25 protein-coding genes are annotated in these 24,104 nt (G+C 61.6%); 5 read left to right on the top strand and 20 right to left on the bottom strand.

Annotated features, from left to right (window positions below; translation table 11 throughout):
• From glmU to pcsA, 12 genes are all read right to left on the bottom strand, one after another.
• On the bottom strand, positions 1–1,292 hold a 1,292-nt coding region (glmU, locus tag MOV76_RS23155), incomplete at its 3' end, for a bifunctional UDP-N-acetylglucosamine diphosphorylase/glucosamine-1-phosphate N-acetyltransferase GlmU (RefSeq protein ID WP_247265370.1).
• 164 nt (positions 1,293–1,456) lie between these two features.
• Positions 1,457–2,242 carry a FadR/GntR family transcriptional regulator gene (locus tag MOV76_RS23150; RefSeq protein WP_018241996.1) on the bottom strand — a complete coding sequence of 262 codons (786 nt, stop codon included), beginning with the start codon at positions 2,240–2,242 and terminating at the stop codon, positions 1,457–1,459.
• A gap of 16 nt (positions 2,243–2,258) precedes the next feature.
• Positions 2,259–3,227 carry a galactofuranose ABC transporter, permease protein YjfF gene (yjfF, locus tag MOV76_RS23145; RefSeq protein WP_027684733.1) on the bottom strand — a complete coding sequence of 323 codons (969 nt, stop codon included), beginning with the start codon at positions 3,225–3,227 and terminating at the stop codon, positions 2,259–2,261.
• Positions 3,224–4,237 carry an ABC transporter permease gene (locus MOV76_RS23140; RefSeq protein WP_027684734.1) on the bottom strand — a complete coding sequence of 338 codons (1,014 nt, stop codon included), beginning with the start codon at positions 4,235–4,237 and terminating at the stop codon, positions 3,224–3,226. Before MOV76_RS23140 ends, yjfF begins: the two co-directional genes overlap by 4 nt.
• Positions 4,234–5,757 carry a galactofuranose ABC transporter, ATP-binding protein YtfR gene (gene ytfR, locus MOV76_RS23135; protein WP_247265369.1) on the bottom strand — a complete coding sequence of 508 codons (1,524 nt, stop codon included), beginning with the start codon at positions 5,755–5,757 and terminating at the stop codon, positions 4,234–4,236. Before ytfR ends, MOV76_RS23140 begins: the two co-directional genes overlap by 4 nt.
• 230 nt (positions 5,758–5,987) lie before the next feature.
• Positions 5,988–6,950, bottom strand: a complete 963-nt coding sequence (ytfQ, locus tag MOV76_RS23130; RefSeq protein ID WP_003559333.1) for a galactofuranose ABC transporter, galactofuranose-binding protein YtfQ — start codon at positions 6,948–6,950, stop codon at positions 5,988–5,990.
• Positions 6,951–7,094: 144 nt separating this feature from the next.
• A complete protein-coding gene (locus tag MOV76_RS23125) occupies positions 7,095–8,171 on the bottom strand; it encodes a BMP family ABC transporter substrate-binding protein (protein WP_247265368.1) in 1,077 nt (358 codons plus the stop codon).
• A 49-nt stretch (positions 8,172–8,220) separates the two neighbouring features.
• A complete protein-coding gene (locus tag MOV76_RS23120) occupies positions 8,221–9,141 on the bottom strand; it encodes an ABC transporter permease (protein ID WP_018241991.1) in 921 nt (306 codons plus the stop codon).
• Entirely contained in the window at positions 9,138–10,223 is a 1,086-nt protein-coding gene (locus MOV76_RS23115) for an ABC transporter permease (RefSeq protein WP_018445373.1), read from the bottom strand. The genes MOV76_RS23120 and MOV76_RS23115 overlap by 4 nt, the downstream gene beginning before the upstream one ends.
• On the bottom strand, positions 10,213–11,781 hold the full coding sequence (locus MOV76_RS23110; RefSeq protein ID WP_032998294.1) for an ABC transporter ATP-binding protein: 1,569 nt from the start codon (positions 11,779–11,781) through the stop codon (positions 10,213–10,215). The genes MOV76_RS23115 and MOV76_RS23110 overlap by 11 nt, the downstream gene beginning before the upstream one ends.
• A gap of 39 nt (positions 11,782–11,820) precedes the next feature.
• The gene (locus MOV76_RS23105; protein ID WP_018445375.1) at positions 11,821–12,801 is read right to left on the bottom strand and encodes a quinone oxidoreductase; all 981 of its coding nucleotides are present in this window, start codon (positions 12,799–12,801) and stop codon (positions 11,821–11,823) included.
• A gap of 9 nt (positions 12,802–12,810) precedes the next feature.
• A complete protein-coding gene (pcsA, locus tag MOV76_RS23100; protein ID WP_018069600.1) occupies positions 12,811–13,539 on the bottom strand; it encodes a phosphatidylcholine synthase in 729 nt (242 codons plus the stop codon).
• 346 nt (positions 13,540–13,885) lie between these two features.
• On the opposite strand from pcsA, the gene MOV76_RS23095 reads away from it, so the two are divergent.
• Positions 13,886–14,698, top strand: coding sequence for a ferredoxin--NADP reductase (locus MOV76_RS23095; RefSeq protein WP_247265367.1), 813 nt, complete (start codon positions 13,886–13,888; stop codon positions 14,696–14,698).
• A gap of 48 nt (positions 14,699–14,746) precedes the next feature.
• Here the strand turns inward: MOV76_RS23095 and MOV76_RS23090 are convergent, their stop codons facing one another.
• The 8 genes from MOV76_RS23090 to MOV76_RS23055 all read right to left on the bottom strand — a co-directional run bounded on the left by MOV76_RS23090 (position 14,747) and on the right by MOV76_RS23055 (position 21,024).
• Entirely contained in the window at positions 14,747–15,361 is a 615-nt protein-coding gene (locus MOV76_RS23090; protein WP_247265366.1) for a GntR family transcriptional regulator, read from the bottom strand.
• A gap of 210 nt (positions 15,362–15,571) precedes the next feature.
• Entirely contained in the window at positions 15,572–15,931 is a 360-nt protein-coding gene (locus MOV76_RS23085) for a VOC family protein (RefSeq protein WP_247265365.1), read from the bottom strand.
• Between the two features lie 74 nt (positions 15,932–16,005).
• Entirely contained in the window at positions 16,006–17,208 is a 1,203-nt protein-coding gene (locus MOV76_RS23080) for an ABC transporter permease (RefSeq protein WP_003559312.1), read from the bottom strand.
• Entirely contained in the window at positions 17,198–17,914 is a 717-nt protein-coding gene (locus MOV76_RS23075) for an ABC transporter ATP-binding protein (RefSeq protein WP_247265364.1), read from the bottom strand. Before MOV76_RS23075 ends, MOV76_RS23080 begins: the two co-directional genes overlap by 11 nt.
• A gap of 12 nt (positions 17,915–17,926) precedes the next feature.
• Complete coding sequence (locus MOV76_RS23070; protein ID WP_247265363.1) at positions 17,927–19,219, bottom strand: efflux RND transporter periplasmic adaptor subunit; 1,293 nt, start codon at positions 19,217–19,219, stop codon at positions 17,927–17,929.
• Positions 19,220–19,476: 257 nt separating this feature from the next.
• Positions 19,477–19,851 carry a GFA family protein gene (locus MOV76_RS23065; RefSeq protein WP_247265362.1) on the bottom strand — a complete coding sequence of 125 codons (375 nt, stop codon included), beginning with the start codon at positions 19,849–19,851 and terminating at the stop codon, positions 19,477–19,479.
• A gap of 8 nt (positions 19,852–19,859) precedes the next feature.
• Positions 19,860–20,069, bottom strand: coding sequence for a hypothetical protein (locus MOV76_RS23060; RefSeq protein WP_018241980.1), 210 nt, complete (start codon positions 20,067–20,069; stop codon positions 19,860–19,862).
• A 400-nt stretch (positions 20,070–20,469) separates the two neighbouring features.
• Positions 20,470–21,024 carry a cytochrome c gene (locus tag MOV76_RS23055; RefSeq protein ID WP_247265361.1) on the bottom strand — a complete coding sequence of 185 codons (555 nt, stop codon included), beginning with the start codon at positions 21,022–21,024 and terminating at the stop codon, positions 20,470–20,472.
• A gap of 213 nt (positions 21,025–21,237) precedes the next feature.
• Here MOV76_RS23055 and MOV76_RS23050 point away from each other — a divergent pair, with 213 nt between their 5' ends.
• The 4 genes from MOV76_RS23050 to MOV76_RS23035 all read left to right on the top strand — a co-directional run bounded on the left by MOV76_RS23050 (position 21,238) and on the right by MOV76_RS23035 (position 24,092).
• Positions 21,238–21,741, top strand: a complete 504-nt coding sequence (locus MOV76_RS23050) for a cytochrome b (protein WP_247265360.1) — start codon at positions 21,238–21,240, stop codon at positions 21,739–21,741.
• 153 nt (positions 21,742–21,894) lie between these two features.
• Entirely contained in the window at positions 21,895–22,308 is a 414-nt protein-coding gene (locus MOV76_RS23045; protein WP_210068083.1) for a hypothetical protein, read from the top strand.
• 93 nt (positions 22,309–22,401) lie between these two features.
• On the top strand, positions 22,402–22,629 hold the full coding sequence (locus tag MOV76_RS23040; RefSeq protein WP_128402402.1) for a hypothetical protein: 228 nt from the start codon (positions 22,402–22,404) through the stop codon (positions 22,627–22,629).
• Entirely contained in the window at positions 22,626–24,092 is a 1,467-nt protein-coding gene (locus tag MOV76_RS23035) for a TolC family protein (protein ID WP_247265359.1), read from the top strand. Before MOV76_RS23040 ends, MOV76_RS23035 begins: the two co-directional genes overlap by 4 nt.
• The last annotated feature ends 12 nt before the right edge of the window (positions 24,093–24,104 follow it).

Raw genomic sequence — 24,104 nt, 5'->3', positions numbered from 1 at the left:
TTGATCTCTTGCCGGGCGCGGCCGAGCGCCAGCGCGCCGGCCGGCACATTGACGGTGATGACACTCCCGGAGCCGATATAGGCGCCGTCGCCGATCGTCACCGGCGCGACCAGCGAGGAATTGGAACCGATGAAGGCGTTTTCGCCGATCACCGTCTCGCTCTTGTTGACGCCGTCATAGTTGCAGGTGATCGTGCCGGCGCCAATATTGCTGCCGGCGCCGATGACGGCATCGCCGATGTAAGTCAGGTGGTTGACCTTGGCGCCCTCGCCCAGCCGGCCGTTCTTGACCTCGCAGAAATTGCCGACCTTCGCGCCGTTGGCGAGATCGGCACCCGGCCGCAGCCGGGCGAAGGGGCCGACGGTCGCACCCTGGCTGACATGGGCGCCTTCGATATGCGAGAAAGCATGAATGACGGCGCCGCTGTCGATCACCGCGCCGGGACCGAAGACGACGTTCGGCTCGATCAGCGCATCCTGGCCGATGACGGTATCGTAGGACAGAAAAACCGTTTCCGGCGCGATCATGGTGACGCCGGCCAGCATCATCTCGTGGCGGCGGCGCTCCTGCCAGAAACGCTCGATGACGGCGAGCTCGGCACGGGTGTTGCAGCCGGTCATCTCGATCTCGGGAGCATCGACGGCGGTGACGCGTCCGCCGAGCGAACGGGCGATCTCGACGAGATCGGTCAGATAGAATTCACCCTTGGCATTGGCATTGCCGATGCGCGTGAGAAGATCGAGCGCCTTTCTGCCGTTGATCGCCATCAGCCCGCTGTTGCACCAGGTGACGGTGCGCTCGGCATCGGTCGCGTCCTTCTCCTCGCGGATGGCGATGAGTTCGCCGTCTTTGACGAGCAGGCGGCCGTAGCCGGTCGGGCGGTCGGTGTGGAAGCCGATGACGACGACATCGCTGCCATCGGCAAGGCCCTGGCGGGCGGCTTTGAGCGGCCCGTCGGTCTGGAGCGGCACGTCGCCATAGGTGACGAGGATATCGTCGTAACCGTTGGCGATCGCTTCGCGCGCCGCCAGCACCGCGTGGCCGGTGCCGAGGCGTTCCTTCTGCAGATAGGATTCGATGCCGACGCCGTCGATGCTTGCGGCCTTCGCCACGTCCTCGGCGTCACGGCCGACGACAAGGGCGACGGACGAGATGCCGGCGGAGGCGACCGCCTCGACCACATGGGCGATCATCGGCCGTCCGGCGACCGGATGCAGCACCTTCGATTTCGAGGATTTCATCCGCGTGCTGTCACCGGCGGCAAGGATGACGGCAAGACAAGTGCGTTCCATGATTTGCTCCGCGAATCCGCGCCATGAGGCGGCTTTATCGCCTCATACTGCAAAATTCCCTAAATCGGAATCGATTTAAGGATAAATTATGCAGCCATTCAAAGTGCTGCAGCGTTCTTTGCGGTTCTCGAAAAGACGCGCGGCGCTATCGATAAGCAAAGCCTTCACAAAGGTGAAATTGCGGCCGAAATCGGCCCTGTGACGGCGTCGGAACCGCGGGCCACGAAGGCTTCGTGCACATGAACGCGGCCATCCAGGATGACGTCCTCCATCGCGCGGCGCGCGGCGGCGTTATCGCCGGAAACGATCGCATCGACGATGCGCATATGGGTGTCGGCGATATTGGCGAAGCCGTTTTCGGTTGGCGGCGTGCTTATGCGGAACATGCCGACGAGAGCCGCTTCGATGAGGCTGCCGAGCGTCCGCATGAAGGGATTGTGCGAGGCTTCGGCGATCGCGAGGTGAAAACGAAGGTCGGCGAGTGCGAGGCTGTCGGCCGTATGACCGGCCGCGGCCATCTCGAGCGCCAGCCCACGCAGCATCTCGATATCCTCGGCATTCGCCCGCTCGGCGACGAGACCGGCGGCGAAGGGTTCGAAGGCGAGTCGAATATCGTAGAGCTGCAGCAGAAACTCTTCGGTCACACCATTATCGAAGTGCCAGGCAATGATCTCGCTGTCGAACATGTTCCAGAGGTTCTTCTCGGTCACACGCGTGCCGACCCGCGCCTTAGCGACGACCATGCCCTTGGCGGCAAGCGTCTTCATCGTCTCACGCAAGACGGTGCGGGACACTTTGAAACGCTGCGCCAGTTCCGTGTCACCTGGCAGGATCGAGCCAACGGGATAGGTGCCGGCGACGATCGCCTTGCCGAGTTCGTCGACGACCTGGGCGTGGCTCGTCCGGGTTCTGCGCCCCGTCTTGCGTGTCTCGTCCAATTTGTAGCGCAAGCGATCCGTCTCCCCCTCAGGCGTACCTCTTGTTCAGACTGGAAACGAACAGGATGGCTTTCTGCATCAGGATGAATGCAAATAGCAGAAGGCCAATCAGGATCTTGGTCCACCAGCTCGACAGCGTACCGTCGAAGGTGATGTAAGTCTGAATGAGCCCCTGGATCAGGATACCGATCAAGGTTCCCGCCACGAATCCCGCTCCTCCGGTCAGCAGCGTCCCTCCAATGACCACCGCCGCGATGGCATCGAGTTCGACGCCGACTGCTGCAAGAGAATATCCGGCAGAGGTGTACAGCGAAAAAACGATCCCGGATAGGCCTGCAAGAAAGCCCGACAGCGCATAGATCTGGATTGTCGTGCGTCCGACCGGCACGCCCATCAGCCGCGCCGTCTGCGTGCCGCCGCCGAGTGCATAGACGTTGGTGCCGAAGCGGGTGCGCTGGGCGATGAAGATGCCGACCGCAAAGACCAGAAGCATGATGCCGCCGATCAGCGTCAGCCGCCCGCCGCCGGGCAGACGGTAATAGAGGCTCGTCAGCGTCGAATAATATTCGTGATCGATCGGAATGCTGTCGATCGAGAGCACGAAGGCCATGCCGCGTGCCAGGAACATGCCAGCAAGCGTGACGATGAAGGCCGGCATTTCGAGATAGTGGATGATCGCGCCCATGATGGCGCCGAAGGCGGTGGTGATGACGAGCACGATCGCAAAGGCGAGCAGCGGATGGATCGCGGTTTTCTGCAGGATCACCGCGAGGAACACGCCCGTAAAGGCAATGACCGAGCCGATCGACAGATCGATGCCGCCCGAAATGATGACGAAGGTCATGCCGACGGCGGCGATGCCGAGAAAGGCGTTGTCGGTCAAAAGATTGCCGATGACGCGCGTCGACAGAATGTTCGGATATTGCAGCGCGCAGCCGGCATAGGCGAGCACGAAGATGACGATGGTCGCAAGCAGCGGCAGGTATTTGGAGTTCATTTCGGCTGCTCCCTTCCGCCCTGCCGGCGGCTGGCGAAGATGGCGAGCGATTGTACCGCCGGCGATTGGATGACGAGGATGACGATAATGATGACGGCCTTGATGATCAGGTTGAATTCAGGCGGGAAGCCGGCGGACAGGATGCCGGTATTCACGGCCTGGATGATCATCGCGCCGATCAGCGATCCGAGAATGCTGAAGCGGCCGCCGAGCAGCGAATTGCCGCCGACGACGACGGCCAGGATCGCGTCGAGTTCCAGCCATAGGCCGGCATTGTTGGCATCAGCGCCCTTGATGTCGGCTGCAACGATGATGCCCGCAATCGAGGCGCAGATCCCGCTCAGCATATAGACCGCCATCAGCAGCACCGGCGTTTGAATGCCGGAGAGCGTGCTGGCGCGGCGATTGATACCGACGGCCTCGATCAGCATGCCGAGCGCAGTGCGGCGGACAAGCAGGATGACGAGCAGGCCGACGAGAAGCCAGATGACGACAGGCATCGGCAGGAGCAGCAGCGAACCGCTGCCGAAGAAGGTCAGCCCGTCATCGTTGAAGGTCAGGATGGCGCCTTCGGTGATCAACTGGGCGATGCCGCGGCCGGCCACCATTAGCACCAGCGTGGCGATGATCGGCTGGATATTGAGGACTGCCACCAGGAACCCGTTCCAGACGCCGCAGGCAAGCCCAATCGCAAGTGTCAGGATAATGGTATAAGAAACTGAATTTCCTGAAACAATCGACGATGCGGCGACGGCGCCGCAGATCGCGATGACCGCACCGACGGACAGGTCGATGCCCTTGGTGGCAATGACCAGCGTCATGCCGATCGCCAGCAGCGCCACCGGCGCACCGCGATTCAGCACATCGATCAGGTTGCCATAGAGCCGGTCATTCTGAACCACGACATTAAAAAACTGCGGTGACGTGATGAAATTCAACAAAAGAATGACAACGAGCGCAATCAATTGCGGCGCCAGGCGATATGCCAGCGCTTTCAGGGAGGACCTCATGCATCCTCCATCTTGTGTTCGGCGGCGGCAATGGCTTCGACGATGCCGGCAGCGGTGATACGCTCGCCTGTCAGTTCAGCGATATGCTGTCTGTCGCGAAGTACAATGACACGTGAACTATAGGCGACAAGCTCTTCAAGTTCCGAGGAAATCACGATCAGCGACATGCCGCCGGCACAGAGCTCTTCGATGAGTCGAATGATCTCGGCATGGGCGCCGACATCGATGCCGCGGGTCGGCTCGTCGAGGATCAGAAACTTGGGATTGGTCGCCAGCCAGCGGGCGAGGATCGCCTTCTGCTGATTGCCGCCGGAGAGCAGCCGGATAGGCTTCTCGCGATCGGTGGTGCGGATATCAAACGCCTTGATGTAGCGGTCGGCAAGCGTGTTCTGCTCGGCGCGCGAGAGAGGCCGCGTCCAGCCGCGGCGAGCCTGCAGCGCAAGTGCGATGTTCTCCCTGATCGACAGGTCGCCGATGATGCCATCGGTCTTGCGGTCCTCGGGGCAGAAGCCGAAACCCTTTGCGATCGCGGCGCGCGGGCTCGAAAGCGTGACCGGCTGGCCGTCGATCGTGGCGCTGCCGCTGTCGGCATGCTCGATGCCGAAAAGCAGTTCGGCGGTTTCGGTGCGGCCGGAGCCGAGCAACCCGGCAACACCGACCACCTCTCCGGCGCGCACCTCAAGGTCGAATGGTTTGACCTTGCCGCGTTTGCCGTAGCCTGCGAAACGATATCGGACCTCGCCTGCCGCAAGGCTGTGCTGCTTGACCGTCTCCTCGACATGCGCCAGTTCGCGACCGAGCATCATGGCGATCAGGCCCTGGCGCGGCAGATCGGCGACCTCGCGGGTGCCGACGAGCTTGCCGTTGCGCAGCACGGTAATGCGGTCGCTGATCGCATAGACCTGCTCGAGAAAATGGGTGATGAAGACGATGCCCAGGCCGCGCTTCTTGAGGTCTTCGATGATGCGGAAGAGCAGCGCCACCTCCTGATTGTCGAGACTTGCCGTGGGCTCATCGAGGATCAGCACCTTGCCTGAAAGATCAACGGCACGGGCGATGGCAACCACCTGCTGGACGGCGACAGAGAAACGGCCAAGTTCGGCGGTGACGTCGATATCGACGCCATAGCCGGCGAGCAGATCGCGTGCCTTGCGGTTCATCGAACGCACGTCGGTCATGCCGAACCGCCTTGGCTGGCGTCCGAGAAAGAGGTTTTCGGCGACGCTCAGATTGGAAAGGAGATTGACCTCCTGATAGACCGTGCCGATACCGAGCTTCTGGGCGGCGAGCGTATTGGCGGGATTGATTTCCTGGCCGTCCAACGTCAGGCTGCCCTCGTCACGATGATAGGCGCCGGTGATGCACTTGATCAGCGTCGACTTGCCGGCACCGTTCTCCCCCAGCAATGCGTGCACCTCGCCTCTGCGGAGCGTGAAATCGACCTTATCCAGCGCCACTGCGCCGGGAAAGAATTTCGATATTCCGGAGGCCGCGAGAACGTTCTCGAAATCGTGAATCATAAGGGTCTGTTTTCCTGATATTGACGGCAAAAGCCGCGCCGCGGCCGGACATGACGTCCCAAGGCGGCAAAGGCAGTTCCGCACCGGTCCATGACGGGCCGGTGCGGTTCTACAGCGCCGCCTGTGTCTTTCGAGACGCATAAGGACGCTGTAGCGCTTTGAATTGCTGCATGATTTTATCCCGAAATCGAGTTCCGATTTAAGGAATTATGCAGCGGTGTCACATCAGATCAGTAGCCCTGACCCTTCTTCTCTTCGTAGACCTTCATCGGTTCGTCGGCAGGCGTGTAGAGCTTCGACTCAGTCTGGATCCACTTGGCCGGAGCCTTCTTGTCCTTCAGATAGGCTTCGAGCGCATCGAAGGCCGGACCTGCCATGTTCGGTGTCAGCTCGACCGTGGCATTGGCCTCGCCTTCGGACATCGCCTTGAAGATATCGGGCACGGCGTCGATGGAGACGACGAGGATATCCTTGCCAGGCTTCAGGCCAGCTTCCTTGATCGCCTGGATGGCGCCGACGGCCATGTCGTCGTTATGGGCGTAGAGAGCGCAGATATCCTTGCCGCCATTCTCGGCCTTCAGGAAGCTTTCCATGACTTCCTTGCCCTTGGTGCGGGTGAAGTCACCGGTCTGGCTGCGAACGATCTTGAGGTTGTCGTGGCCGGCAAGCGCCTCTTCGAAGCCCTTCTTGCGGGCGATGGCCGGCGACGAGCCGGTGGTGCCCTGAAGCTCAACGACATTGCACTTCTTGTCGCCGACGGTCTTGACCAAGAAGTCGCCTGCGACCTTGCCTTCATGGACCAGGTCCGACGTAACCGCCGTCAGGTAGAGATCGTCGGGAGCCTTGATGGTACGGTCGAGAAGGATGACCGGGATCTTGGCTTCCTTGGCTTCCTTGAGAACGTCGTCCCAGCCGGTTTCGACGACCGGAGCAATGAGAATGGCATCGACGCCCTGAGCAATGAAGGAGCGCAAAGCCTTGATCTGGTTTTCCTGCTTCTGCTGCGCATCGGCAAACTTCAGATCGATGCCGCGCTTCTTGGCCTGCTCCTTGGTCACGGTCGTTTCAGCCGCACGCCAGCCCGATTCCGAGCCGATCTGCGAGAAGCCGACAGTGAGGCCGGCGGCCGAAGCCGAACCGAACATGCAGGCAGCCAGAATCGTGGCACTCAAAAGTGCAGTCTTCAATTTCATGATTTCCTCCCAATGCCGCATCTCGCGGCGCAGGGTCAAAAAATCATATAGTATTACTTTTGTAAATCGGAATCTTGGGATGCATTGCAGCAAAAAAAAGAGCGCCCACAGGGGCGCTCTTCGCATCTGCGAATTGGAGATGGCTTACTGCGCCGGCAGCTGGTCGTCGACGCCTTCGATGTAGAAGTTCATGCCGAGCAACGTGCCGTCATCGGCCTTTTCACCGGCCTTCAGCCAGGGCGTGCCGTCCTGCTTGTTGATCGGGCCGGTAAAGGGATGCAGCTCGCCTGATTTGATCTTGGCTTCGGTTTCCGAGGCGAGTTTCTTCACGTCGTCGGGCATGTTGGTATAAGGCGCCATCGTCAAGATGCCGTCCTTCAGGCCGTCCCAGCTCTGCTCGGACTTCCAGGTGCCGTCGAGAAGCGCCTTGACGCGCTTGGAGTAGTAATTGCCCCAGGTGTCGATGATCGCAGTCAGCTGGACATTCGGGCCGGCCTTGATCATGTCGGAAGCTTGGCCGAATGCCTTGACGCCGCGTTGTTCGGCGACCTGCATCGGAGCCGTGGTGTCGGTGTGCTGGGCGAGGATATCGACGCCCTGGTCGATCAGCGCCTTGGCGGCGTCAGCTTCCTTGCCCGGATCGAACCAGGTATTGACCCAGATGACCTTCATCTTGAAGTTCGGGTTGACCGACTTGGCACCGGCTTCGAAGGCATTGATGCCCATCACCACCTCAGGGATCGGGAAGGTGGCGATATAGCCTGCCGTACCGGTTTTCGAGAGCTTGCCGGCGATGATGCCGCTGATATAGCGACCTTCATAGAAGCGCGAATTGTAAGTCGCGACGTTGTCGGCGGCCTTGAAACCGGTCGCATGCTCGAACTTCACCTTCGGGAATTTCTTGGCGACGGCAACGGTGGCGTCCATGTAGCCGAAAGACGTGGTGAAGATCAGCGAGCAGCCGGAGCGGGCCATGCGCTCAATGGCGCGTTCCGCATCCGGGCCTTCCGGGACGCTTTCGAGGTAGGGCGTCTCGATCTTGTCACCGAATTCCTTCTCGACCTGGAGGCGGCCGTTCTCATGGGCCTGCGTCCAGCCGCCGTCGGTGCGGGTGCCGACATAGACGAAGCAGACCTTGGTCTTGTCGGCGGCCTCGGCGGCCGAGCCGATGCTCAGGACGAGGGCAGCGGTTGCTGCGAGAGCAAGTGCTAGTTTTTTCATTTTGATCCCTGTTGGTTGGAAGTTTCGAAACCCGTCTTTTTGTTGTTGCTCACCGGTCGGGCACAAAGGCCTTGCCGAGCGATGCCGGCGTATTGATCAACGTCGTGCGTCGATTATGCGAGATGATGATGAGGACCACAACCGTCGCCGCGTAGGGCAGCATCGATAGGAACTGCGAGGGAATGCCGATACCGAAGGCTTGCGCATGCAACTGAAGGATCGTCACCGCGCCGAAGAGATAACCACCAGCCAGCAGACGCCACGGCCGCCAGGAGGCGAAGACCACAAGCGCGAGTGCGATCCAGCCGCGCCCGCCCGACATGTTCTCGGTCCATTGCGGCGTATAGATCAGCGATAGCTGCGCGCCGGCAAGGCCCGAGCAGGCGCCGCCGAACATCACGGCGAGGTAGCGCATGCGGATGACATTGATGCCGAGCGCATGTGCGGAGGCGTGATTATCGCCGATGGCGCGGATCTTCAGGCCGGTGCGGCTCCTGAACAGGAACCAGTTGACGGCGATGACGAGCAGGATCGACAGGTAGAAGATCAGATCCTGCTTGAAGAGGACCGTCCCGATATAGGGAATGGCTGAAAGTACCGGGATTTCGATCGGCAGCAGCCGGATGCCGGGGGCGCCGACGAAGGCTTCGCCGAGCATGCCGGAAGCGCCGAGGCCGAGGATCGTCAGCGCAAGGCCTGTTGCCACCTGATTGGCGACGAGCGTCAACGTCAGGAAGGCGAAGAGCCAGGAAAACAGCGCACCGCTGACGATGCCCCCGACAATGCCGATATAGGCCGAACCGGTGAGCTGTGCCGCAGCAAAGGCGCCGACCGCACCCATGATCATCATGCCTTCGACACCGAGATTGAGAACGCCGGAGCGCTCGGTCACCAGTTCACCGAGTGCTGCGATGACGAGCGGTGTGGAGGCGGTGATGACCGTCAGCAGAATGGCTTCGAAGATGCTCATGCCGCCCTGCCCCTTAGCCGCGACCAGACAATGCGGATTTTGTAATAGATCAGCGTATCACAGGAGAGCACGAAGAAGAGCAGCAGACCCTGGAAGACGCGGGTGACCTTGTCGGAAACGCCGAGCGAAAGCTGTGCTGCCTCGCCACCGAGATAGGTCAACGCCAGCACCAGGCCGGATGCGATGATGCCGAGCGGATTGAGGCGGCCGAGGAAGGCGACGATGATGGCGGTGAAGCCGTAGCCCGGCGAGATCGCCGGCTGCAAATGGCCGATCGAGCCGGAAACCTCGCTGATGCCGGCAAGCCCGGCAAGCGCGCCCGAAAAGAGAAAGCTGAACCAGATCATCTTCTTGGAGGAGAAACCGGCAAAGCGCCCTGCCCGCTCCGATTGGCCGAGCACGACGATCTCAAAGCCTTTCAGCGTATAGCGCAACATGAACCAGACGCCGATTGCGGCGACAATGGCGAAGATGAAGGCCCAATGGGCCCGGCCCGATTCCTCCCAGATCGCCGGCAGCACCGCTTCCGGTGCGAAATCGCGCGAGACTGGAAAGTTGAAGCCCTTCGGATCGCGCCAGGCGCCGCGGATCAGCCAGTCAAGGAAGAGCTGGGCGATATAGACCAGCATTAACGACGTCAGGATCTCGTTGGTATTGAAATGCGCCTTCAGCAGCGCCGGAATGGCGGCGAAAAGCGCACCGCCGAGCGCACCAAGGATCAGCATCAGCGGCAGCACGAGCGGCGAATGCCAGTCGTAAAAGACGATCGGCAGATAGGAGCCGGTGATGGCGCCGATGGTGAACTGGCCTTCGGCGCCGATATTCCAATTGTTCGAGCGATAACAGACGGCCAGGCCGACGGCGATCAGGATCAGGGGCCCGGCCTTGATCGCCAGCTCGTGCAGCGACCAGACCTCGAGCAGCGGCTCGATGAAGAAGGCGTCGAGTGCCTCGACCGGGTCCTTGCCGAGCATGGCGAACATGATGGCGCCGAATACCAGCGTCAGGACAAGGGCAAGCAGCGGCGAGACGAAGGCGAAGAGCTTCGAGACGTCGGGCCGTTTTTCAAGTTCAATGCGCATGGGGCGCCTCCGGGCGAGAGCTGCTCTCGTGCAGGCCGCCCATCAGCAGTCCGATCCTTTCCCGCGTCAGTTCGCCGGCCGGAAACGGGTGGGAAAGACGGCCTTCGCAGATGACGGCAATATCGGTCGCCACTTCGAAGATCTCGTCGAGATCCTGGCTGATGACGACGACAGCCGAACCAGCTCTTGCGAGATCGACGAGCGCCTGGCGAATGCGGCTTGCAGCCCCGGCATCGACGCCCCAGGTCGGCTGGTTGACGACGAGTACTGCGGGCTGGCGGTCGAGCTCGCGGCCGACGATGAACTTCTGCAGATTCCCCCCGGACAGGGAGCCGGCGGCCGGATCATCGCCGCTCTTGCGGACATCCATGGCCTCGGAGATGCGCCTTGCGGCAGATTTCACCGCCGCATGGCGGATGATGCCGAGCAGGCCCAGGAACGCCTTGCGGTCCGACTGGCTGCGGGCAAGGACGAGATTGTCGGACAATTTCATGGCGGAGACGGCGGCATGGCCGTGGCGCTCCTCCGGCACGAAGCCGGCGCCGAGAAGACGGCGAGCGGTAATGCCCTGATTGCCCACGTGCTTTTTGCGGATGACGATCGCCTCGGCCGAAGCAACCGGATATTCGCCGGACAGAGCGTCGAAGAGTTCACTCTGCCCATTGCCCGCGACACCGGCGATGGCGAGGATCTCGCCCGAGCGCACCGCCATCGACACATCGCGCAGCGGCATAGCGAAGGGCGTGCGGGCTGCGACGGAAAGGTTGGCAACGGCAAGCTGCACCTCGCCCTTGTCGCTGCGCTCCGGATGCGTCACGGTCGCCACCTCGCTGCCGACCATCATGCGGGCGAGCGAGGCCGGCGTTTCATGCTTGGGATCGCAGGCGCCGGTCACACGGCCATGGCGCAGCACGGTGGCGCGATCGCAGATGCGCTGCACCTCCTCCAGGCGGTGGCTGATATAAAGAACCGAACGCCCCTCGGCGCGCAGCTTGAACAGCGTCTCGAACAGCTTGTCGGCCTCCTGCGGCGTCAGCACCGAGGTCGGCTCGTCGAGGATAATGAGTTTCGGGTTCTGCAGCAGTGCGCGGACGATCTCGATGCGCTGGCGTTCGCCGACCGAGAGATCGGCGACATGGGCATGCGGATCGAGCGGCAGGCCGTAGGCGACCGACAGCGCCCTCGCCTCCTCGGCGATTTTGTCGATTGGGATAGCGTCATCGAGCGACAGGGCGATGTTTTCGGCAACCGTCAGCGCCTCGAACAGCGAGAAATGCTGGAAGACCATGCCGATGCCGAGCTTGCGGGCCTCCCCCGGCGAGGCGATCGCAACCGGCTGGCCCTGCCAGAGGATATGCCCGCCCGTCGGCTCGAGAACGCCGAACAGCATCTTCACCAGGGTGGATTTGCCTGCACCGTTTTCGCCGAGAAGCGCATGAATTTCGCCCGGCGCTATATCGAGATCGATTTCATTGCAGGCTGCAAAGCTTCCGAAGAACTTCGTCAGCTTCTGAACCGATAATAACGCACCGGAATCCGGCACATTCAATGGCGACACGTTCCCCTCATTTCTTCTGCCAACCGGTCCGTTCGGATCTCATGGAATCAGCAGCGTCGTTCCTGTTGTTTTTCTTGTTTCCAGATCCGCGTGAGCCTGCCCAACCTCACGTAACGGATAGGTTTGATTGATATTGATACGCACTTTGTTGCTTTGCACAATATCAAATAGCGCTTTCGCACTGTCGATCAGTTCCTGGCGCGCGGCGATGTAGGTGAAGAGCGTTGGCCGCGTCGCAAAGAGCGATCCCTTCTGCGCCAGTGCCGCAAGGGTGAAATTCTCGATCGGCCCGGAGGATTGGCCGAAGGAGGCAAAAAGGCCGCGCGGCTTCAGGCAGTCAAGTGACTGTGGAAAAGTATCGCGGCCGATCGAATCGTAGACGACATCCACGCCCTTGCCGCCGGTGATTTCGCGGACACGGCCGACGAAATCTTCGCTCTTGTAGTTGATCACATGGTCGTAGCCATGGGCGAGCGCCAGCTCGATCTTGTCTTCAGAGCCCGCCGTGCCGATGACGGTGGCGCCGAGCGCCTTTGCCCATTGGCCGGCGATCAGGCCGACGCCGCCGGCAGCGGCGTGAAACAGCAGGACCGTCTGTGGGCCGACCTTGAAGGTGCGGTTCAAGAGATATTCGGCGGTCATGCCCTTCAGCATCATCGCCGCTGCCGTTTCGAGCTCTATGCCGTCAGGCACAAGCACCAGGTGCCGCGTCTCGATATTGCGTTCGGCGCTATAGGCGCCGTCGGCGCCGGCATAGGCGACGCGGTCGCCGACCTTGAAATCCTCGACGCCGGGGCCAACCGCTGTCACGGTACCGGCGCCCTCCTTGCCGGTGACGAAGGGCAAATGCGGGGTCTTGTAGGTGCCGTTGCGGAAATAGACGTCGATGAAATTGAGCCCGACCGCCGCCTGCCTGATCTGCACTTCGCCCGCCGAGGGTGGCGGAAGATCGATCTCGACATAGTCGAAAACCTCCGGCCCGCCCGTCCTCGAAAATGAAACCGCCTGCGTTTTGGTCATCTGCCTATCCTAAGCTTCGCGTCCAAGGGCGGGGAAGAATTGCAACACCGCGCCGATGACGTAAAGATAGATTCCGGTCACGATAAAGAGAATGAGCGCCCATTCGGGCGTGTCGAAATGCATCAGCAGCGAAAAAATCCCCAGCGCCGACCACAGGAAAAAGACGCCGAGGTTGAGCGGGCGCAGCCTTTTGACCCGGACCGGGTGGAGGAAATTGATCGGCAGGAAGGTCAGCACCACCGAGACGATGACAACAGTGAGCGCCGTCGTGGCGCTCGCATCGATGACGAACAGCGTGAAGACGATCATGTTCCAGACGACAGGGAAGCCGGAGAAGAAATACTCGTCCGTCTTCATGCCCATATCGGCATAGTAGATGGCGCTGGAGACGACGATCATGCCGGCGGCGACGAAGGACCAGGGCTCGCCGATCATGCCACTCTGATAGAGCGCGAAGGCCGGCAGAAGCACATAGGTGACGTAATCGATGATATTGTCGAGCGTATCGCCCGACCAGTTCGGCAGCACTTCCTTGACGCGCACCTTGCGGGCGATCGGCCCGTCTATGCCGTCAACCAGAAGGGCGAGGCCCAGCCACCAGAACATGTCGATGAAGCGGTGTTCGGCGGCGGCAACGACGCCGAGAAAGGCAAGGAAGGAGCCGGATGCCGTCAGGATATGGACGGAAAAGGCGCGCATCTCCGCGTAAGGAACACGCTTGTAGTTGAAAATCTTCATATTCCCCCGACCGCCCTATCGCGCTCGCCCCGGCAAGCATCTTTTTTTCGCCACCATCGCCGAACCCTGTTGCTGAATCGGGTTCGACGCCGTAGGTCTTTGTTGTCGCACCATTTTTGCCGAAAACCGGCATCCGTTTCCGGCGTGCTGCTCTAATATGCATCCTTTGCCGGGCTTCGCCAGCGGGAAATACGACATTCCCCGCCAGCCATTGAATCCTGACGATGACATGCATATTTCCCTTTAGAAGCGTCGCGTGGAATGGAATGCCTTTAATTCCGGCCCGATTTGTAATATCTCGCTCGCATCCGACTGTTCATCCGACGAAACGGGATCCGCTACCGAAATGAACGCGCCTGCAATGACCGAAGACTTCGCCTTGTCCATCCCCGCCGGCGTCTATGCCGAGACGGTGCTCGATGTCACGCACTATACGGACCGGCTCTTCCGCTTCACGATGACCCGGCCGCAGGGCTTCCGTTTCCGTTCCGGCGAATTCGCGATGATCGGCCTGATGGTCGAGGGCAAACCGGTCTTCCGCGCCTATTCGATCGCCAGCCCCGCCTGGGCCGAAGAGCTTGAATTCTTCTCGATCAAGGTGCCGGACGGTCCGCTCACCTCACATCTGCAGGCGATCAAGCCGGGCGACCAGGTGCTGATGCGCAAGAAGCCGACGGGCACGCTGGTGCTCGACGCGCTGACGCCCGGCCGTCGTCTCTACATGTTCTCGACGGGAACGGGCATTGCGCCTTTCGCCAGCCTGATCCGCGACCCCGAGACCTATGAGAAGTTCGAGGAAGTCATCCTCACCCATACGACACGTGATGTCGCCGAGCTGAAATATGGCTTCGACCTCGTGCACGAGATTCAGAATGACGAGCTACTGAAGGAAGTCGTCGGCGACAAGCTGCGCCACTATCCGACGGTCACGCGCGAGGATTTCGAATATCGCGGCCGCATCACCGACCTGATCTCCTCCGGCAAGCTGTTCACCGATCTCGGCGTGCCGCCGCTCGATCCGGAAATCGACCGCGGCATGATCTGCGGTTCCTCGGCCATGCTGAAGGATACCAAGGAACTGCTCGAAAAGGCCGGCCTCGATGAAGGCGCCAACAGCAAGCCCGCCGAATTCGTCATCGAGCGCGCTTTCGTCGGCTGAAGCATTCTGACAATCAGACCTGTGGCGGCTCCGGAAACGGAGCCGTTTCTATGTCTGGCTGAGGTAATCGATCAGCACCGCCATGGCGGCGCGCGCCTCATCCGGCCTGCCCTGATGGATGGCGCGGATGACGGCGACGTGCAGCGCGATGGCGCGATCCGTGCGCTCCGGGCTTGCGGTGGAGTACCAGAGGCGACGTGAATGCGTCTGCACCGGGCCGAGTGCTGCCGTGATGAAGCCGTTCGGGCAGGCATCTTCAAGGATTTCGTCGAAGGCCTTGTCGGCAGCGAAGAAGCCGCCGAGATCGCCGGTGACGGCGCATTCCTCCATCGCGCGGGCGCAGTCGATGAGACGCGCGCGCTGCTCGTCGGTCGCATGTTCGGCGACAAGGCTCGCCGCGATCGGCTCCAGCTCGCGGCGCACCTGCATGACATTGCCGTGATCCTCGGGCGCAATCTCGGCGACCTGCAGCCCAACGCGCGGCTTGACCAGGATCAACCCCTGCCAGGCAAGCTTCTGAATCGCCTCGCGCACCGGCGTACGCCCATGGCCCGCCATATCGATCAGCTGCTTTTCGGTGACCAGCGCGCCGGGCTTCAGCGCCAGCGTCACGATCAGATGCTCCAGCGCGAGATAGGCAAGATGGCTTTGTGAAGTCTGCAATACGGAGCTCCGTCGCCAAATCTGATATATCACATTGTCGCACGGTCGAAAACCGAAGACAAGGCGGCACTGAATATCAGAATAGAGACAGATAGATAACAAAGGCGAGGCTGCTGAAAACCGGCGAGGCATTGACGTCAGCGCCGTGAAGGCTCACCCGCCCCGATTTACAGAGGCATTTCGCGTCGGCTGCGTCATCAGGCCGGCAGATCACCGCTTGCGGAACGCCCGGCTGGAAACCGAGATCGTATTTTGACACGGGTCTTTTGCATTGGCGAACAAATAACCGTCAGCTTTATGGATGGCACCGAACTCCAGCCCATTCTCCGCGCATCGCCTGCAAAAGTCCTCGACATCCTCTACGTCGAAGACCAGCTTGACGATGGATTGACCGCTCCGCTGCCCCTTGGCGGCCCGATGCAGCATGATATTCGCACCACCGTCCTGAGCAATGAGTTCAATGATCCTGTCGCCAGGCAGGCTGGTCGCCTTGAAACCGAAGTGCTTCTCATAGAACCGCGCCGTTTCCTCGACATTCCCAGCGTAGATCACCAGTCTGTTGAGCGGCATGATGCCAGCCTCCGATAGCGCTTGCGTTCGATTAACAGGAATAGAGAGACATCATGCGTTTTGCCACGGCGCATTTATTCGTGCCGCAGCGCCTCGATGGGGTTCAACTGCGCTGCCCTTCTCGCCGGGAAATAGCCGAAGATCATGCCGATCGCCGCGGAGAACAGGAAGGCGACGGCGACCATCAGCGGACTGAAGACGAAGGGCACTTTCAGGAGCGTCACGGCGCCGAAGCCTAGGCTCAAGCCGAGCACGATGCCGGTGATGCCGCCGAACAGCGACAGCGCCACCGCTTCGACCAGGAACTGGGTGAGCACCTGGTTTTCGAGCGCGCCGATCGCCAGGCGGATGCCGATTTCGCGGGTGCGCTCGGTGACGGAGACCAGCATGATGTTCATGATGCCGATGCCGCCGACGAGCAGGCTGATCGCGGCGACGGCGCCGAGCAGGCCGGTCAGCAGCGTCGTCGTGCCGGTCATCGCCTCGGCGATCTGCGTCATGTCGTTGACGTTGAAATCGTCCTGGCGGCCGGGCACGATCTTGCGGCGCTCGCGCAGGAGATTTTCGACATCGGACTGCACCTTGGCTGTGGAGACGCCGTCGCGCGCCGAGATGATGATCTGCGGCACGTTGCTGTTGCCGCTGATGCGCCGCTGAAACACCTTGACCGGCATGATGACGACATCGTCCTGGTCGTTGCCCATGCCGGACTGGCCGCGCTTGGCAAGCACGCCGATGACGGGGCATGAGACCTTGCCGACGCGGATCTGCTGGCCTGTAGGGTCGGCGCTGCCGAAGAGCTGCGAGCGCACCGTTTCGCCGATGATGCAGCGCGCCTGGCCGCGTTCCTCGGCGGGCAGGAAATTGCGGCCGAGCGCCAGATTCCAGTCCTGTGCGATGAAATAGTCATTCGTGGTACCGGAGACGCTGGTCGAATGGTTCTGGCCGCCGAAAATGACGGTCGCTGTGGACTGGTTGAGCGGCGCCACGGCCCTGAGGCCGCCGATCTGGTCGCGGATAGCCGCGACGTCCTTGACGCTGAAGCGCTTGGCCTCGGAGCTCGCCCGGCCGGGGCCGAACTGGCCGGGGCGGACGAACAGCATGTTGGTGCCGAGCCGCGACAGCTCGGTCGAGACCTGTGCAGTCGTGCCGTTGCCGATCGTCACCAGCGCGATGACGGCGGCAACGCCGATGACGACACCAAGCACGGTCAGGAACGAGCGCAGCATGTTGCGGCTGATGGCCCGCAGCGCCAGCTTCAGCGTCTCAAAGAACATGATCCGCCCTCCTCCGGTGCTCGACTTCCGTCTCCAGCTTGCCGTCGACGAAACGCAGCAGCCGCTGGGCATAGGCGGCGATATCGGGCTCATGGGTGACCATGACGATGGTGATGCCCTGCTCGCGGTTCAGCCGCGTCATCAGATCCATGATCTCGACGCTGGTCCTGGTGTCGAGATTACCTGTGGGTTCATCGGCGAGGAGCAATGCCGGCTCGGTGACGATGGCGCGGGCGATGGCGACTCGCTGCTGCTGGCCGCCGGACAGTTCCTGTGACTTGTGATGTTCGCGCCCGGTGAGGCCGACCAGCGCCAGGGCTTCTCGGGCCCGCTCGCGCCGCTCGCGCACCGCCATGCCGCGATAGATCAGCGGCAGCTCGACATTTTCGACGGCCGAGGTGCGCGACAGGAGGTTGAAGCCCTGGAAGACGAAGCCGAGCATATGGCGGCGCAGCAGCGTCAACTGGCTGCGGTCGAAGCCGCTGGTCGGAATGCCTTCGAAGATGTAGTCGCCGGCGCTCGGCACGTCGAGGCAGCCGAGAATGTTCATCGCCGTCGATTTGCCGGAGCCAGACGGCCCCATGATCGCGACGAATTCATGGGCGTTGATCGCAAGATCGACGTGGTCGAGCGCGCGGATCGCCGCCTCGCCCTCGCCGTAGATTTTCGAGACCTGTCTGAATTCGATGAGCGGCGGGCTTGCCATCCGTCTCTCCGCCTAGTTCGCACGCGTCGTGGCGTCGGTCACCAGTGCGTCGTTTTCCTTGATGTCGCCGGAGACGACCTGGGTGAACTGGCCGTCGGATGAGCCGACCTGGATGACAACAGGCGCCGGGCGACCGTTGCGCAGCACCCAGACACGGCGCTCAGCGCCCTTCAGCGCCGGGCCGGCATTGTTGTTGCGCTGGCGTGGCGGGCCGAAGATTCCGAAAATGCCGCGGCCGCGCCTTTCCGCCTGCGCCGGGGCGTAGCGCAGCGCAGCGTTCGGCACCATCAGCGTATCCTTGACGGCCTCGACGGTGACGTCGGCCGTCGCCGTCATGCCGGGGCGCAACAGCAGATCGGCATTGTCCACGGATAGAACTGCCTTATAGGTCACGACATTGTTGACCACTTCGGAGGCGAAGCGGATCTGCTCGATCTCGGCGGGAAAGCTCCGGTCGGGATAGGCGTCGACTGTGAATTTCGCCTTCTGGCCGACAGCGATCTGGCCGACATCGGCCTCGTCGACATCGACCTGCAACTCCATCTTCTTCAGGTCGCCGGCAATGGTGAAAAGGATCGGCGCCGAAAGCGAGGCTGCGACCGTGGCGCCCGGATTGACGGAGCGGGTGAGGATGACGCCGTCGATCGGCGAGATGATCTTCGCCTTGGCGAGATTGACTTCGGCAAGCTGCAGGTCGGCCTCCGAGGCAAGGACCTCGGCCTCATTGATCTGTTTGGCGGCGACGGCGGAATCATATTTGTAGCTGGCGTCGTCGAGGCTCTGCTGGGTGGAGACGTTGCTCCTGACCAGGCTCTTCAACCGCTCGAGCGAGGTGCCTGCCGATTGCATATCGGCATTGGCCTTGACGACGTTCGCCTTGGCCGAATTGAGCTTGGCGCGCGAACTCTTCACATCCGCCTCGAGCTTATTGGTATCGAGGAGAGCGAGCACTTCGCCTGATTTGACCGTGCTGTTGTAATCGACGTTGACGTCGCGAACCGTGCCGGAAAGCTCGCTCGATATATCCACCTGCTCGGTCGGCTGGACGGAGCCGGTGGCGGTGACCAGCACCGTCAGGTCGCCGCTTTTTGCTGGCTGGGTGTCATAGCTCAATTCGCTTTGCCCACGACCCATGTAGAAATAAACGGCGACTGCGGCAGCAGCGATGAGGATCAGCAGGATGATCAGGCGTCCGCGCCAGCGGCTGCGCTTGCCCTGCCGTCCCGATGCCGCAAGGACTGCGGCGAGATCGGACGCTGCGCCTGTCTTTGCTCCGGTTTCGCTGCCGCTTACGATTTTGTTCATGTCGTCCTCAATCAGTCAGTGGCCGCTTGCGGCCTCTGCGGCAAAATAATCACAACGCAGATGAACCGGCGATTAGCACTGCCGCCGAACTGGCACGGAATTGCAGATGGGTGAAATGAAATATTGGTAAGGAAAGTCAAGTTTCGGTGCGACTGAGCATGTCGCGCAAAACTGTGCAGCGGTTTTGCGATCACGACATGCGGAAAATCAAAGATCTAAAGCGCGGCAAGCTCGATCGCGACGCGCTTTAGCGCCGGTCAGTTCGCATCCTCGGCAAATTGGGCAGCGCCGGGCAACGGATGCAACCACGGTTCACGCCGCTTGATCCAGACCTCATAGCTAGGCGCAAGGTCGGTCGGTGGAGTGTCTAGGGACCCCAAGCGGATTTCCGCCTCATCTTCCCGGAGGCAGAAAAGCCTGCCGCCGCAGACGGGGCAAAAGCTGCGGCCGGCGAAGGTGGCGATCTCGCCGCTGTGGGAGAAAGCCTGACGCGGCCAGACCGCGAAGAAGACGAAGGCGGAGCCGCTCGATTTGCGGCAATCGGCGCAGTGGCAGAGGCCGGTGCGAAGCGGCTCGCCTTCCACCCTGTAGGCGACCGCCCCGCAGAGGCAGCTTCCGGTTCGCATCCCCATAGCGCCCGTCAGGCGTCGAGATTGGTCGGCAGGCCCGGTGGGCGCCGCTTTGCCGCCATCAACAGGTCAAGTTCGGTGGCGGACGGGCCGAACTTCTCGTAGAGGCGCTTTGCCTCCTTGTCGTCGAGCCGATATTTCCTGGCAAATTCGCCGATGCTATAGGGGCGGCCACGCAACACTCTCCGCGCCGGGGTCGCCGTATTCGGTGCGTCGGTCATGGTTTTCTCCTTTTCGTCAGGTATCCTTTAAGCTAGAGCGACCCGTCGATTTGGAAAGAGCCCGCAAGCCGCATTGAGGCTTCAGGCATGAACGGATGCGGTTGTTTTCCTGGAACCTTTTCGCCGACACGCGCATTTTTTGATCGAGGTTGCGGGCCGCGCCAAGCGGACGCGGCGGTGCTGGAGAACATCGGGATTTTTCCGCTTTCTCCCGGTGGCCAACGCAATGGCAGGCGAGCTCCCTACCCGCCCGGTTCGTTTCCTCATCCTGCTGTTTTCGACCGGCGCGACGACAATGGGGCGACCGCCGTTGGAGGCCAATCTTTCCTCAATGAATATTCGGGCGTGTTGCGCGTAGACGCGTCAATAGGGCAGACATTCCAACCGCGAGTGGCCGCCGTCATTCCATCCTGAACCGGGTGTGGCAGGTCGCGCAGGTCTGCAGCATGAGGTGGAACGCGTGTTCCGCCGGCATCGCCGACAGCTCGTGCTCGTTGCGGACGTGAGTGCCGAAAGGACCACCACCCATAGCCTCTCCGGGCTTCATGCGCATGCTGGCAGTCATCGGCCCGGGGTTCTTTTGCGCGGCGGCATCCAGCGCGACGGCGTAGTCGCGCAGGTCGTTGGCGATGCGGTCGAACCGGTCGCGCTCCTTAAGGATGTTCGGCCCGGCCTTCGACTGCCGACTGTCGGCCGCAGACGCGAAATGTGCAGAGAGAACGCCTCCAGACTTGTCGCGGATGGTGTCGGCCGCCCATTGGAACTCGCCGGCCTTGTAGGTCGTCGAATCCTTGAACATGCCGGAGATCGTCTTTGCCGCTGCGGCCATGGCTTTCATGTCCGCCTGCCGAATGGCGACGATGTCCTCCTCGGCGGAAACCATGGCCGCCGTCATCAGGACCGCCGCCATGAAGGCAAACAGTCCGAATTTGCTGGTGTCAGCTGTTAATCTCATCGACGAAGCCGTCTGGATTTGGTGACCATGATGCTGCACGGATATCCGATGCCGTGACCGGATATCCGTCTTTATCTGGGCAGCAAGAGGGCGGATGCGCGCCCGTCAGGCGGCGGGCGCATTCCCAGATTCCAATCGGCGATTTTGCAACCGAGCGATGAGAAAGCATTAACTGCCGCCGGTTAGTCTGCGCCTCTCGCTCGGAGAGGATCGATGAAGAGTGGCTACTCGCGCGCCCAGATAGGACTCCACTGGCTCGTCGCCTTCATGGTGCCGGTTCAGTATCTGACCGGCGGCAGCATCGAGAGAACCCACCACGCCGTCCACATGGGTCTCACACCGTCCTATTGGGACGTCGTCCAGCACCAGCTTCACAACTATGCAGGAATGGTGATCGGCCTGCTGATGGGCGTGCGGCTGGTTCTTCGTCTCCTTCAACCGCCCGAAACCAGCGGGCCGAATTCATGGGCCGGGCGAGCCGCGAAGGCGCTTCACTACGGCTTCTACGCCGCAATCATCGGACAGGCCTGCATGGGGTTCGTCGCGAGCTATCTCTCGTTCGCCATCGCGCCGTATCACGTGATCGGGTCGAAGATTATCCTGGCGATGGTCGCGCTGCACCTCGCCGCAGCGGCCTGGCACACGCTCGTCGCCCGCGACGAGACGGTCGACCGCATGGTGTTCTCGCGCCGGAAGCGGTCAGCCGAGAATTTCTAGAGTGGCCAGCGTCAGCACAACATAGCGGCCGGTCTTGGCGGCGAACACAGGGATCGTGAACGGGATGATGTTCGTGCCACATAAAGGACTCGAACATTGACGACAGGTGAGTTGCAATTGAAATCGAGCTGCTTTGCATGTAGTTCGAGGAGCATGGGCAAGATGTACCGAATCGCAATGAGCAGGCTGCTCGTGATGATGCGGCTGGTGATAATCGTATCACTGGCGGGGTACTCGCTGTCGAACGCCAGCGCCGCCATGCATGGCTCCTCGTTCCCCGAAATGGCAGCGGCCGTGTCAGAAACCGATGCCATGCAGCATCACGATGGCCATGACATGACGAAGATGGCTGCCCATGGCCACTCCCAAGGCGAGGCCAGCGGTGACGCCGATGGCGTATCGAAGCCCGTCAAGCAAGAATGCTGCAAGGATTTCTGTGGCGGGCTCGGCATTATTTGTGAAGGCCAGGATGTCGGCGGACCGGTCGTAACCTCGATCCGGCAGTTCATCGACGACCGGACGACCCTTGGCGAACTGCCGACCCTCAACCGTCCCCCGAATATCTGAATAGAGACGCACCCGCTTGATCGGGTCTAGTCGGACGCTTGCCTGTTTCTGGGCGAGCGCGCCGTAGGCTATCTCCTATTCGGATATTTCAAAATGAAACCCTCGCTTTTCGTGGTGGGGCTGCCGCTTGTTGCCGGCGGCTGCGCATCCACGCTTCCTCCCGACGTGGTGGCATTTCCCACCGCGGTCGTTCAACCGTCCGCGCTTCCGGCGGCATACAGGTCGCCGATCACAGGTTACGTCGCCCGCCAGCCCGTCGATCCCAAACCCTGGCGCAGACAGAACGATCTGCAGTCTCCGATGAATGGAGATGGCTCATGATCGGCACCACAAGACTGATCGCGGTGCTGGCATTCCCGCTCGCGTTGAGCGGCTGCGTTACAGGCGCCGACTATTCCCGCAAGGAGGCGGGCTTCACCTCCGTTGCCAACAAAACCGCCACGGTCACGGCGAAAGAGACCGTCTGGATCCAAAACCAGAACCAGGCCCGATCGGCGGCCGCGCAGGTCAAAGGCCTGCTTGCTCGAACGAAGCCTCTCGACGTCGAGACGGCCGTCCAGATCGCGCTGCTCAACAACAAGGGCCTCCAGGCCGCCTATGCCGATCTGGGCGACAGCGCCGCCGACGCCTGGCAGTCGACGATGTTCATCAATCCGACCGTCTCTATCGGCACGACAGGCATGGGGACGCCGGAGCTGGGGGCGTTCAAAACGATCGAGGGGATGATCACGACGAACATCCTGGCGCTCGCCACGAGGAACCGGGACGTGGCGATCGCCGACACCCGCTTCCGGCAGGCGCAGTTGACCGCTGCAGTGAAGACACTCCAGGTCGCTGCTGACACCCGGCGCGCCTGGATCGGCGCGGTCGCGTCATGGGAAAACGTCGGGCAGCTCCAGCACGCCGAGGCGACTTCCGACGCAGCCTCGGAACTCGCCGAGAAGCTGGGCGAGACAGGCGCGATGGCCAAGGGCGCCCAGGCCCGTGAACATGTCTTCGTCGCCGAGCTCGCCGGAGAAACGGCAAAGGCCCGGCTGGCGGCCCGTCTCGCCAAGGAGGATCTGACGCGGCTGATGGGCCTCTGGGGCTCCGATCTGGACTACCGGGTCCCGAACAGCCTGCCGCCGCTCCCCAAATCCGTCGTCAGACGCGACACCATCGAGGCCGAAGCCCTTAGGAACCGCATCGACCTGCAGATCGCTAAGCTCGACCTTGAGGCCACGGCCAGATCCTACGGCCTCACCGAGGCGACGCGCTATGTCAGCGACCTCGAAATCCTGACCGGTTTCGAAACTGAACGGGAAATCGAGGACGACGAGACGAAAACGAGGACCACTGCGCAGGTCGAGCTTGAGTTCGCCATCCCGATCTTCGACACCGGCAAGGCCCGGATGCGCAAGTCCGAGCTGGCCTACATGCGGGCGGCGAACCTTTTGGCTGAAAAAGCCGTCAACGTCCGCTCGGAAGCACGCTCCGCCTACGAGGCTTACCGCTCGCACTACGATATCGCGCGGCACTACCGCAACGACGTCGTGCCGCTGCGCACCAAGGTCGAGGAGGAATCCCTGCTGACCTACAACGGCATGATCTCGAACACCTTCGAGCTGCTGACGGACACCCGCGACAAGATCAACTCCACCCTGCTTTCCGTCAACGCGAAGCGAGATTTCTGGCTGGCCGAAGCCGATCTGGCGCCTGCGATCTACGGCGGCGGCGCGACGAAGGCGTCGGCAGAGACCGAGGTCGCCGCTGCTTCCGAAAGCAGCGCTGGCGGCGGTCATTGAGAAAGGACACAC

It is taken from the genome of Rhizobium sp. PRIMUS64 (assembly GCF_023006465.1).
Classification (GTDB): Bacteria; Pseudomonadota; Alphaproteobacteria; order Rhizobiales; family Rhizobiaceae; genus Rhizobium; species Rhizobium leguminosarum.
Note: the sequence above shows the minus strand (reverse complement) of the source record. Positions and strands in the feature narration are given on the sequence as shown.